Here is a 12338-nt window from a genome sequence, read left to right as displayed (position 1 = left end):
ATCAACTTCAGGATCGCGTAAAACCGCGCCGGAGAAGTGTGTCATAAGTCACATAACTTTGCAGCACCCCCTGACTATTTTTGACCGCTTGGAGCGGCTTCCCGTCCGGGGATAAACTCACGCGCAAGGGACGGGTGAGCGGCCGGGTTCGGCGCCGTTCGTCCGTCGTTGGAAAGTCGACATGAGAGCAGTGAAATTCGCCGGCGCCGCGGTCGCCGCTATCATCATCGTGATCGCGCTTCTGCTCGTGGTCGGAATCCCCTCGGGCTTCCTGACCTCGACGATTGCCGCCCGGGTCGAGAGCGCGACCGGCTATCGCCTGTCGATCGACGGCACCACGAAGATCAGCCTGTGGCCGACGCTGAACGTCACGCTGAACGACCTCACGCTCCAGGACCCCAAGGACCGCAGCGGCATCACGCGTCTGACGGTCGACAGCGTGCAGGCCGACATGTCGCTCTCCAGCGTGTGGTCGGGCACCCCCAGGATCAGCGAGCTCGTCGTCACCCATCCCGTGCTCTACCAGCCGCTGCTGCGCGAGCGCCTGCCGAACGTCGGCGCCGCGTCGAAGCCTGTTACGCTCGACACGGCCGGGGCGACCATCGACCGCGTCAAGCTCATCGACGGTGAGGTCGCATTCGCGCGCGTGCGCGACCGCGTCGAGGGCCGCATCAGCGCCATCAACGCCGACGCCGTCGTCGGCCGCGACCGCAAGGTCGACATCACCGGCACTGCGCGCGTCGGCGATCACCCGACCAAGTTCGACATCAAGGCGACGGCGCCGACGCCACCGGCCGAGCGGCCGACCGTTCCGGTGGATTTCGCCATCGACATGCCTGACGTGCTGAAGTCCCAGCTCACCGGCCATGCCGAGATGCGGCTCAATGGCGATGTCGTGATGATCAACGGCGTGAGCGGCCGGCTCGGCGACGGCGCCTTCAACGGCTGGGCTTCGGTCGACATCGCGAGCAAGCCGCTGGTCAAGGTCGATCTCGATTTCCAGCGCCTCGCGATCCCGCTGGCGAAAACGCCTGATGGTGCGTCGGGACAGCCCTGGAGCAATGCGCCGATCGACGTGTCCGGGCTCAATTACGTCGACGCGCAAGTGAGGATCTCGGCGAACGAGGCCGTGATCGGCGATGCGCGCCTTGCGCCGCTGGCGCTCGACGCAAAGCTCGCCGGCGGCGTGCTGAAGGCCGGCACCGCCAATCTCGGCGCCTATGGCGGCCAGGTCTCGGGCGAGGTGATCCTGGATGCGACCACCGGCGCGCCGAGCTTTGCCATGCATTCCGACCTCGTCGGCGTGCGCGCGCTGCCGCTGCTGCAGGGGCTCGCCGAATTCGACCGGATCGACGGCAAGCTGCAGGCCAAGCTCGCCCTGCGCAGCGCCGGCACCAGTCAGCGCGCGCTGATGGCGAACATGCAGGGCACGGCCTTCGTCAATTTCCAGGACGGCGCCATCCGCGGCATCAATGTCGCGCAGGTGATCCGCTCGCTGACGACCGGAACGCTTTCGGGCTGGCAAGGAAACCAGGACTCCAGCCAGGAGCAGAGCACGGATTTGTCGCAGCTCTCGGCCTCCTTCCGCATCGACAAGGGGCAGGCCGTGACGACCGATCTCAACCTGATCGGTCCGCTGGTGCGGGTGACCGGCGCCGGCACCATCGCGCTCGACACCAAGATGATGGGCTTTCGCGTCGAGCCCAAGCTGGTGATGACGACCGAAGGCCAGGGCCGCACCTCCGACCCGGTCGGGTTCGGCATCCCCGTGATGATCCAGGGCAGCTGGTCGCAGCCGAAGATCTACCCTGACATGGCCGGCATGCTCGACAATCCGGACGCTGCCTATGCCAAGCTGCGCGAGATGGGCAAGGGCCTGTTCGGGCCTGACGGCGCGGGGCTCGGCAATATTTTGGGAAGCCTGGGTCTCGGCGGCGCCACCGCGCCGGGCGGCGGCAATGCAACCGGCAATGCGAATCCGCAGGCCCAGCAACCGGGACAGAACAACCTGCTCGGCGGTCCTCTCGGCGAGGCGATCGGCAATCTGATCCAGCAGGGGCTGTCCAGTGGTGCGGGACCAGGCACTGGCACCGCGACAGGCACCGGCCGCAGCCGCAGCCTGCCGGCAATGCCGCCGACCCCGGCGCCACAGGCCTCGCCCGCGTCCCCCGCCCAGGACGACCCGCCGGCGGCACAGCAGGACAGTCAGCCGATGAACGACGTGCTGCGGCAGCTCTTCAATCGATGATTTCACGCCAATCCCCTTACATCGGCTTCCCCGTGCGCTGCTTCCTCCGAACGGATGAGGCTGCGACAATTCACCACCCTTCGACCCCTCCCAGCGTCCGCAACGGGTAACCACACCGGCGGTCCACCCGTCCGCTGGCCCAAATTGTGGTAGAAGGGGCAATTGGGCTGCACGGCCCGTAGCGCCAGCGTCGATGGCGCAAGAGGATCCGGATGGCTGGGGCGAACGACAAGACACGGTTTCTGCGCGAGGGCCTGTTCGCCAAATACGTCGTCTCCCTCGTCGGCCTCGTCGTGTTCGTGCTGGCCGTCAACGGCGCGATGGAGACCTGGATCTCCTATCGCGCCACCAAGACGCAACTGACCGGCGGGCTGGAGGACAAGGCGCAGGCCGCGGCCCGGCGGATCGAACAGTCGATCTCCGAGCTCGAGCGCCAGATCAGCTGGGTGACGCGGGCGAGCCAGGACACGCTCGAGAAGCGCCGCGCCGATTACGCCCAGCTGCTGCACCAGGTCTCGGTCGTCAACCAGCTGTTCCAGCTCAACGGCGACGGCCGCGAGGTGCTGCGCGTCTCGCGGCAGTCGACCACGACCGGTGGCAATGCCGACCTCTCCCGCGACATGCGCTTCACCGACACCGTCGCGCGCGGCGTCAGCTACGCGCCGGCCTGGTTCTCCGACCGGACGCCGTTCATGTCGATCTCGGTGGCGCATTCCGGCTTCAACGCCGGCGTCACGGTCGCCGAGATCGACCTCGGCTTCCTCTCCGACTTCCTGTCCGACGCCCAGGTCGGCAAGGCCGCCTTCGCCTATGTGGTCGACCCGCGCGGCCGCGTGCTGGCGACGTCCGCCAGAGGTCCGGATGTCGGCAAGGATTTGTCGAAGCTGCCGCAGGTGGCCGCCGCGATTTCGCCCGGCGGCACGCCCGAGACGTCGGGCACCGACTTCAACGGTCATGAGGTGCTGACAGCTGCGAGCACCGTGCCAAAGCTCGGCTGGAGCGTGATGTTCGAGCAGCCGACCACGCAGGCCCTGACGCCGATCCGCGATCAGCTGGTGCGCATCGCGCTTCTGATCGGCATGGGCCTGATGGTCGCGATCCTCGCCGGCACGCTGCTGGCACGCCGCATGATCATCCCGATCACCGCATTGCGCGACGGTGCGCACAAGCTCGGCGAAGGCGATTTCAGCCATCGCATCGACGTGCACACCTCCGACGAGCTGGAAGACCTCGCCGGCCAGTTCAACCGCATGGCCACGCAGCTCCAGGAGACTTATTCGAACCTGGAGACCAAGGTCGAGGAGCGCACCCGCGACCTCGCGCAGTCGAACCACGAGCTCAAGGTGCTGGAAGAGGTCGGCCGCGCGGTTTCCTCCTCGCTCGATCTCAACGCCGTGCTGCCGACCATCGCCGCGCGCGCGATCGAGATCACCCACGCCGATGCGGTGCTGATCTACGGCTATGACGCCGAGGCACGCCGGTTCAACCTGGTGGAAGCGGGCGGCATCGACAGATCGGCCGAGGGCGCCCATGTCACCATCGACGAAGGCGACAACATCCTGAGCGATGCCGCCAGAAGCGGCGAGCCGATCGCGCTTGCCGATCTCGAGCAGGCGGCCGGGCAGCCGCTGCGCGATGCCGCGATCGCTGCCGGCTTCCACTCGGTGCTGGTGGTGCCGCTGGTCGACCAGCAGGGCACGCTCGGCGCGCTGGTGGTGCTGCGACGCCCCAGTGGCGAGTTCGCCGGCAGCCTCATCGGATTGATGCGCACCTTCGCCAACCAGGCGGTGCTGGCGATGCGCAACGCGCGGCTGTTCACCGAGGTCGATCACAAGAGCCACGCGCTGGAAGCGGCGCACGAGACCGTGCGCGCCCAGGCCGACAAGCTGCGCGTGCAGACCGAGCAGCTCAAGGACTGGAACAAGTCGCTGGAGGAGCGCGTCGAGACCCAGCTCGGCGAGATCGAGCGCATCCGCAAGCTCGAACGCTTCCTGGCGCCGCAGGTGGCGCAGCTGATCGCCTCCTCCGACAGCCCCGAGGGACTGCTCACCAGCCAGCGCCGCGAGGTCACCGTGGTGTTCTGCGACCTGCGCGGCTTCACCGCATTCACGGAAGCGACCGAGCCGGAAGAGGCCATGAACGTGCTGCGCGAGTATCACGCGGCGCTCGGCAAGCTGATCTTCAAATACGAGGGCACGCTCGACAAATATGCCGGCGACGGCGTGATGATCCTGTTCAACGCGCCGATCCAGTTCGAGGACCACACCCAGCGCGCGGTGAAGATGGCGGTGGAGATGCGCGACACCATCGGCCCGCTGACCGAGCGCTGGCGCAACCGCGGCCACAGCCTCGGCTTCGGCATCGGCATCGCGCTCGGCTATGCCACGCTCGGCCAGGTCGGCTTCGAGCAACGGCTGGAATATGCCGCGATCGGCAGCGTCACCAACCTCGCCTCCCGCCTCTGCAGCGAGGCCAAGCCCAACCAGATCGTGGTCAGCCGCCGCGTCTACGGCATGGTCGAGCCCTGGGTCGAGGCCCGCGCGCTCGACGATCTCCAGCTCAAGGGCTTCAATCACCCGGTGCTGGCGATGGAGATTTTGAGCTGGCGCGAGGAGGTGGAGAACGTGGTGGATGCGGCTGCGGTGCGGCGACGAGGGTAATCGCCGCGACGACATCGTAGCCCGGATGGAGCGCAGCGAAATCCGGGGTCGTGCCACAAGCAACAGCGGTCCGGATTGCGCTTCGCTCCATCCGGGCTACGAGACCAAACAAAAAGTCGAAAACAACCCCATGCACAGTAGACGGGGTCTGCAAGATCAATGACTTGCGCGGGTGCCGGACTGCGATGACCCGTCGGGCAAAACACCGGCAGAATGGCATCGCCTCCCAGTTTCCCCCCACGAACCACATCTCCGCTCTTTGCGACTAACCATCGCCTCAACGGATTTCGTGGGAGATGACCCGTGACGCTTGCCTTGCCTTCGCGCGCTTATGATCTGCAGATGCTGGACCGGCCCGCCGACCGGGCGCGCGATCAGGGCTGGGTCTATGGGTTGCCGCCGGGGATCACGAGCGAGCAATGGCCGCTCGATCCCGTCACCGGCTTTCCGCTGATGCACGGGTTTACGCTTCTGCTGCCGGAGGATTATCGCGTGCATGGCGAGGGCATCGTCGCGGTGTCGTTCTTCGCGACCGCGCCCGATCACAATGACGGCGGTGCGCCCGGTGACCCCGAAATCCGCGAGGCGGTGCTGGCGCGGCCTGCGCATCCGCGGTTGTCGCGCATGACCGACATCCTCGACTACGAATATGCCGCGCTGCTGCTGACCAAAGCCGAATACGAGGGCGCGTTTGCGACGCCGCCCGCGCCGCTCGCGCTTGCGACGGCGGAGCGGCCGCGCTGGCTCGATGTCGGCGGCGCCAGCGCTTTCTTCGCGGCCGCCGCGCCCTTCGCGCAGAAGATGTTCGCCCGCCCTCCGCGGGCCGATCTGGCAGAGAACCTCGCGATCGCCTTGATGCCGCGCGCGACCGATCCCAACGCCGGCAAGGCCCCGCAGGATCCGCACATCCCACGCAACCCGCCGAGCGACTATCAGTCCTACTACTACTTTGTCGGCGGCGTCCCGACCTCCGAGAATTTCCGCCTGCACGACTGGAGCAAGGACCACGCCCACAACCATCTCGGCGGCACCATGCGGCCCTGCCAGGCGGTGCCGGAGATGAGCCCGTTCTACATCGAGTTCGAGGAATATTTCGGCGGCTACAATTTCGGCAGCGGCAATGCACAGCTCGACTTCAGGGATATGAAGTTCGACTGGGCGTGCGGGTGATCACACCCCCCGCTTCGGCCCGATGGCCTCGAAGCCCGCCTTCTGCTCGTCGCTCAAGTCCGCCTCGAAATCGTCGAGCGCGTCAGCGACGCCGTTCACTGCTTGCAGCATCTTCTGCAGCCGTGCCTTCACCTCGGTGAGGCGGCCTTGCGGCGTCTCGGCGGGCCTGGTCGGGCAGGCGCTCAGCGTCTCCATGGTGCGCAGCGTGGTGTCCTGGAGCACGTCGAGGCGGGCGCGCGCGATCTCGTCCAGGCGAAGCGTGGTGGCCATATCCGCGACGGGCCATTGCTGCTGCACGAGCTGCTCATACTGGCGTTGCAGCTTCTCGTCATAGCGGGGATCGCTGTTCGGATCGCAGGCGCTCGCGGCCTGCGCATCCCTGGGCTGACCTGCTGCGAGCGCGGCGCGGCGTTCCTTGGCCAGCCCGTCGAGCTTTGCCTTCTGGCGCTCGTCGAGGAGCCCCTCGAATTTCGCGAGCGGCGGCGCAAGCGTGTCCATCGCCTTGATCATGACGACGAGGCGCTCGCGCATCAGACCGAGGCGCTCCGCTGCGGTCGCTGGCACCTCTGTCGGGCAGGTCGCGCGAATGCTGTCGCGGGCAGCTTGCCAGGCGCTCACGAGCTCGTCGAGCGCGGTGCGCTGCAATTCGTTGGGGTGCACGGCGGCGGCGATGAGATCCGCGGGGAAGCCGGCGGGATCGCTGACATCGCAGATGTTCTGCGCCGAAGGAATCTTTCGCGCGCGCCTGCCTTGCGGCGCGGTGTAGGCGGCGAGCTCGGTGGCGGCATAGGGCGAGAAGAGCGCGGCATAGATGTCGCCATAGCCGTACAGCGAGATGCCGGTGGTGTCGGCGAAGATGACGGCGTTGGCGAGATCGTCATGTGCGAACGGCCAGAACACCGGGCCGGCCCAGCCATAGCTGCCGTCGGGATGACGCCACCAGCCCTGCGGGCGGCGGCCGCCGTGCCAGCCCGCGAGCGCGGCTTGCGCCGAGAGAGCCGCACGGATGATGTAAGGATTGGAAGGCTGCCCGCGCTCGGCGCCGCGCGGATCCTGGGATCGCAACGCAGCGGAACGGTAGCGGCCACCGCGCACCGCCATGCGGGCGTGGCGCATGCGCGACATACCGATGACGTGACCGACCGCGAACCGCGCGACACCGAGCGGACCGCCGCGCAGCCCGAACTGTGCCTGCGCCGTATTCGGCAGCAGCACTGCCGCAATCAGGAGGGTCGCGCCAGCGAGCACCAGCTCCATGCGTCCCGACATGATCGCAGACCCGAGCGCTGACTTGGCCACGTCCTGGCCCTCCCTCCTGCACGACGCACGCAATGCGTCGCACTCAAGATGACGCGCAGGGGAACCAAAGGTTCCCGACATGCGACGATCAAACCGTCGCAGGAGAGAGTATGCCGATAGTCGCAGTGCTGGGCGCCGCGCTCACTGCGGCTTTTGCGGCAACACGAACGTCTGGCCGGGGTAGATCAAGTTCGGATTGTGGATCTTGTCGCGGTTGGCCTTGAAGATCACCGCGTAGCGGGCACCGTCGCCATAGGCCAGCCGGCTCAGCGCCCACAGGCTGTCGCCGCGGGAGATCACACGGCTGCCGCCCGCTTCAGTCGGTCCGGCGGTGAGGGCGTCCGCCGGCGAGGCCGATGCGACTGTCGTGGCCGCCGGCACCCGCGCCATGGCTCTTGGCTTTGTCGCGCCCATCATCCTGGGCCGAACCGCGGAAGACGTTGACGCCAAATGCGGTGCGGCCGATGGCAGCGACGCCACGACGTCCGATTTGTCGCCCACCTTCTCGGCCTGCTTCGCAACCGGCACGGGTCGCGCGGGCGGCGGCGCGATTTCCGCGATCGTCACCGGCATGGTCCGGCTGGACTGCGTGACGGTGCCATCGGGCGCCCTGGAACGCAGCGTCAGCTCGTAGCTGCCGGCGGGAAGCTGCGGCGGCGTCATGACGAACTGGCCCGACGCATCGGCCGTGACCGAATGAAGCGGCTGGCCGTCGCGCAACAGCTCGACCTTTGACCCCGGCGCGGCCTGGCCCGCGATCACCGCCGCCTCGCCATGATCGTCGACGCGGGCGACGTCGAACCGGGGCCCGGCGTCGGTCGCGGAGGGCTGCGGCTTGACCGGCGCGAGATCGGCGAGCGCGGCCGTGACCTGCTTCTGGGTTTCGGCCACGGGCCCCGTCGGCTTCGGCGCTGCGGCCGGCGCCGGGGATGGCGCGGGCTGCGCGGCGGCGAGCTTCGGTTCTTCGGGCTTCGGCTCGGCCTTGGTTGCGGCTTTGGGCTCAAGCTTGGTCTCCGCCTTGACTTCGGGCCTGGCGGCGACAGCGATCTCGGTGCCCGCTCCGCCCGGCAACAGGCGGCGCAGCTCGGTGGGACCGATCACAAGGACGGTGCCGACCACCGCGAGCAGGCAGAACGCAATGAGGGCCTTGGTTGCGGTCATCATCAGAAGTCGAATCCTTGCTGGCAAATCAGCCGATGACCGTAGCCTGCGCCGATTTGGTTACGGCAGCAAGTCGCCCGAAGGGATGATCGGCCATCGTTTCCGCCCGCTGCGGGTGAACCGGCGCGCTCCCTCCGGCGTCAAATGAGCGAGGCCGCGCAGCGGCTATTTTTCAAGGATTTTTCCATGACGTCATCCTTTCGAACCGCGCCATGGCTGGCGCTCGCCCTGATGCTCGCCGCCTCCCCCGCACTCGCGGCCTCCGGCCCGCCGCCGGGGTTCGTCCTCACCGACGATGCCGACCTCGCCTTCACCTCGCCCGACGGCGCCACCAAGCTCGAGCAGTACATGAAGGACAGTGAAGACCTGTTCGGCGTCAAGTGGCAGGTCTGGGCGCGGCGCGGCGACCAGATGACGGAGTTGAAGCCGGAGCAGGGCTACGGTGCCGGCTTCCGCTTCACCAGCGACTCGCAGTGGCTGGTGCGGATGCAGAAGACCGGCTCGGGCGAGCAGGATCTGTTCCTCTACCATGTCGAGAACGGCGCCTTCGTGAACGCGACGAAGAAGTCGCTCAGCGATCTCGCCTGGGACTATTTCCACAGCCGGCCCGACACGAAGAGGATGAAGCTCGACTACCACATCTCGGCCAATCTCATGAAAGGCACGGAGGACGGCTATCGCTGGCTGGGCGTCGACTGGCCCAACAACCGCTACCTGCTGATCTCGCTGTCGGGCGAAATGGACAAGCATCCGAAGAACGTCGCGGTGAAGGGACTAGCCAACTGGCGCTGCCGCTACGACCTCAAGACCGGGACCTTCGACGTGCCCAAGATGTTCGCCAAGGAGAACGCGAAAGCGCTGGAGTGGGAGATCAGGCGGTAGGGCGTTTTGCAGGGTGGGCTAGCCAGTGGCTGCGCGAAGCGCGGTCCGCTGGCGTAACCCGCCACTGTTCGCGTCCGCGGGAGCAGAAGAGGTGGATTACGCTCCGCTAATCCACCCTACGGACTGCGAGGGAACCAACCCCCTGATTCCACTCCGATTCATCTTTTCCTAACCCTCCATGGTAACGGGGTCTTGTCGGTTTTGCTGCATCTTGCATCCCACGGGAGGGCTGGATGGGCACATCGATCCGATGGACCGCGCGGATGCGTGCGCTGCTGCGCCGCTGGCGCGGGGCGCCGCTGACATGGCTGATTGCCGGCGGCTTCGTGCTGATGCTTGCGACCGGCATCGGCACCGCGCTCACCGTCGACCGCTTCCGGCAGAATGCGATCGAGAGCGGTCGCGACAGTCTCGAGAGCGCGGTGCGGCTGCTCACCCGGCACTACGACCGTGAGTTCGCGGATTTCGCCGTGTTCCAGAAGAGCGTCATCGCCGAGCTCGAGAGCCATGGGATCGAGTCCGCCGACCTGTTCCGCAGCCAGATGAGCACGCTCGCCGTGCATGAAGCGCTGCGCGCAAAGGCCAGCGGCTGGACCGACGTCGCCGGCGCCAATGTGTTCGATTCCGAGGGTGTGCTGATCAATTCGTCGCGGCGCTGGCCGGTCGCCGACGTCTCGGTCGCCGACCGCGGCTATTTCAAGCGGCTCAAGAACGATCCGATCGCGCAGGAAGAGATCGAGGTCGTTCCCGGCCGGCTCGGCAACGGACCGGCGATCGTGTTCGCGCGGCGCGTCTCCGGACCGCACGGCGAGTTCCTCGGCATCGTCACGCGCGCGATTGCGCCCGACCAGCTCGAATCCTTCTTCGCCTCGACCGGGCTCGGCGAGGAATCCTCGATCGCGATGCACCACCAGAACGGCCAGCTGCTCGCGCGCATCCCGCATGTCGATGCCATGATCGGGCAGAATTTTCGCCAGGGCACGCCGGAGCAGATGGCGGTGTTCGAGCGCACCTTCGTCACGAGGCAGCTCGCGAGCCCGATCGACGGCAAGGACCGCATCGTCGCCTCGCGCCTTTTGGCCGGCGAGCCGCTGGTCGTGGTCGCCACCAAATCTCTGGACGCGACGCTCGCCACCTGGCGAACGCAGACGAAATTCTTCGTCGCCGTCGCCGTGACGTCGATCGGACTGCTGGTGCTAACGCTGTTCCTGATCTTCCGCCAGATGACGCACAGGCTCTCGGTCGAGAAGCAGCGGCTCGACACCGCGATGAACACGATGACGCAGGGCCTCTTGATGTTCGACCAGGATGAGCGCCTGATCGTCTGCAACCGGCGCTACATCGAGATGTATGGCCTCTCGGCCGACATCGTGAAGCCCGGCGCCCATTTCCGCGACGTGATCCAGCACCGCCATGACACCGGCTCCTTCGACGGCGACGTCGATGCCTATTGCGACGGCATCCTGGGCAGCGTCGAGCAGACCCACAGTACGATCGTCGAGACGGGTGGCGGCCGCCTGATCGAGATCAAGAACCAGCCCGGCGCCGCCGGCGGCTGGCTCGCCACGCATGACGACGTCACCGAGCGCATCCGCGCCGACGAACGCATCGCACATATGGCGCATTACGACGCGCTGACCGACCTGCCCAACCGCGTGCTGATGCGCAGCCATCTGGAACGCCGCGTCGCGGAGCTTGCCCAGGGCAGGCCGTTCGCGATCCTCTATATCGACGTCGACGAGTTCAAAGGCGTCAACGATTCGCTGGGACACGAGGTCGGCGACGAGCTGCTGCGCCAGGTCGCCAGCCGCTTGCGCGCCTGCGTCAGCGGCAACGATCTCGTCGCGCGCTTAGGGGGCGACGAATTCGCCATCGTCAAGGCCGGCACAAACGATCAGGCCGAGTTGACGAGGCTGGCGGACACGATCCTGTCGGCGTTGCGCGCGCCCGTGAGCTGCAAGGGCCAGGAAGTTTTGACCGACGCCAGCATCGGCGTCGCGATCGCACCGGAGCACGGCGACAATCTCGACGACCTGCTCAAGCGCGCCGATCTCGCGATGTACGCGGCGAAATCGGAGGGGCGCGGCACCTTCCGCATCTTCGTGCCCGAATACGACGCCAAGGCGCGGCAGCGCCGCCAGCTCGAGCTCGATCTGCGCCAGGCGCTCGCCCGCTGCGAGTTCGAGGTGCATTACCAGCCGCTGGTCGATCTCGCCGCCAATGTCGTCACCGGCTGCGAAGCGCTTTTGCGCTGGCGCCATCCCGAGCGCGGCATGGTCTCGCCGGCGGATTTCATTCCGGTCGCGGAGGACACCGGCCTGATCGGCGAGATCGGCGAATGGGTCTTGAGGCAGGCCTGCAATGAGGCTGCGAGCTGGCCGGGCAATATCCACATCGCCGTCAACGTCTCGCCGGTGCAGTTCCGGTCGCGGTCACTGGCCTTGAAGGTGGCAGCCGCGCTCGCGGAGTCCGGCCTAGCACCAGGTCGGCTGGAGCTCGAGATCACCGAGACCGTCCTCATTCGCGACGACGAGGAGGCGCTGACGATCCTGCAGCAACTGCGCGAACTCGGCGTGCGCATCGCGCTCGACGATTTCGGCACCGGCTATTCGTCGCTGAGCTATCTGCACCGCTTCCCCTTCGACAAGATCAAGATCGACCGCAGCTTCATCAGCGACATCGGCGAGCCCGAGGATTCCTCGCCGATCGTGCAGGCCGTGGTGCACATGGCCGCCGCCCGCCACATGGCGACGACGGCGGAAGGCGTCGAGACCGAGGCCCAGCGCGAGGTGCTGCGACAGCTCGGCTGCAGCCAGATGCAGGGCTGGCTGTTCAGCCCGGCCGTGCCGGCGGCGAAGCTGAAGCAGCTGCTGTCGGCGCAGGCGGCAGCGGCCTAGATCAGGTCGCGCACGCGGCCT

At 67.0% G+C, this 12338-nt stretch carries 7 protein-coding genes; 5 read left to right on the top strand and 2 right to left on the bottom strand.

Translation table 11 applies throughout. The features are described 5' to 3' along the window. Positions 1 to 181: 181 nt before the first annotated feature. The 3 genes from QA649_RS02955 to QA649_RS02945 all read left to right on the top strand — a co-directional run bounded on the left by QA649_RS02955 (position 182) and on the right by QA649_RS02945 (position 6078). Complete coding sequence (locus QA649_RS02955; RefSeq protein WP_283022891.1) at positions 182 to 2248, top strand: AsmA family protein; 2067 nt, start codon at positions 182 to 184, stop codon at positions 2246 to 2248. A gap of 212 nt (positions 2249 to 2460) precedes the next feature. Beyond that, complete coding sequence (locus QA649_RS02950; protein ID WP_283022890.1) at positions 2461 to 4908, top strand: adenylate/guanylate cyclase domain-containing protein; 2448 nt, start codon at positions 2461 to 2463, stop codon at positions 4906 to 4908. Positions 4909 to 5211: 303 nt separating this feature from the next. Further along, a complete protein-coding gene (locus QA649_RS02945) occupies positions 5212 to 6078 on the top strand; it encodes a hypothetical protein (RefSeq protein WP_283022889.1) in 867 nt (288 codons plus the stop codon). Here the strand turns inward: QA649_RS02945 and QA649_RS02940 are convergent, their stop codons facing one another. After that, positions 6079 to 7347 carry a Spy/CpxP family protein refolding chaperone gene (locus QA649_RS02940; RefSeq protein WP_283026240.1) on the bottom strand — a complete coding sequence of 423 codons (1269 nt, stop codon included), beginning with the start codon at positions 7345 to 7347 and terminating at the stop codon, positions 6079 to 6081. It abuts the gene before it with no gap. A 171-nt stretch (positions 7348 to 7518) separates the two neighbouring features. Continuing rightward, positions 7519 to 8541 (bottom strand): LysM peptidoglycan-binding domain-containing protein, encoded by a 1023-nt coding sequence (locus tag QA649_RS02935; RefSeq protein ID WP_283022888.1) that lies wholly within the window; start codon positions 8539 to 8541, stop codon positions 7519 to 7521. A gap of 183 nt (positions 8542 to 8724) precedes the next feature. Between QA649_RS02935 and QA649_RS02930 the strand changes: the two genes are divergently transcribed. Together QA649_RS02930 and QA649_RS02925 are read left to right on the top strand one after the other, a co-directional pair. Continuing rightward, positions 8725 to 9420, top strand: coding sequence for a hypothetical protein (locus QA649_RS02930; RefSeq protein ID WP_283022887.1), 696 nt, complete (start codon positions 8725 to 8727; stop codon positions 9418 to 9420). A gap of 233 nt (positions 9421 to 9653) precedes the next feature. Then, on the top strand, positions 9654 to 12317 hold the full coding sequence (locus QA649_RS02925) for an EAL domain-containing protein (RefSeq protein WP_283022886.1): 2664 nt from the start codon (positions 9654 to 9656) through the stop codon (positions 12315 to 12317). The last annotated feature ends 21 nt before the right edge of the window (positions 12318 to 12338 follow it).

Origin of the sequence: Bradyrhizobium sp. CB1717, assembly GCF_029714325.1 — a bacterium.
Classification (GTDB): Bacteria; Pseudomonadota; Alphaproteobacteria; order Rhizobiales; family Xanthobacteraceae; genus Bradyrhizobium.
Note: the sequence above shows the minus strand (reverse complement) of the source record. Positions and strands in the feature narration are given on the sequence as shown.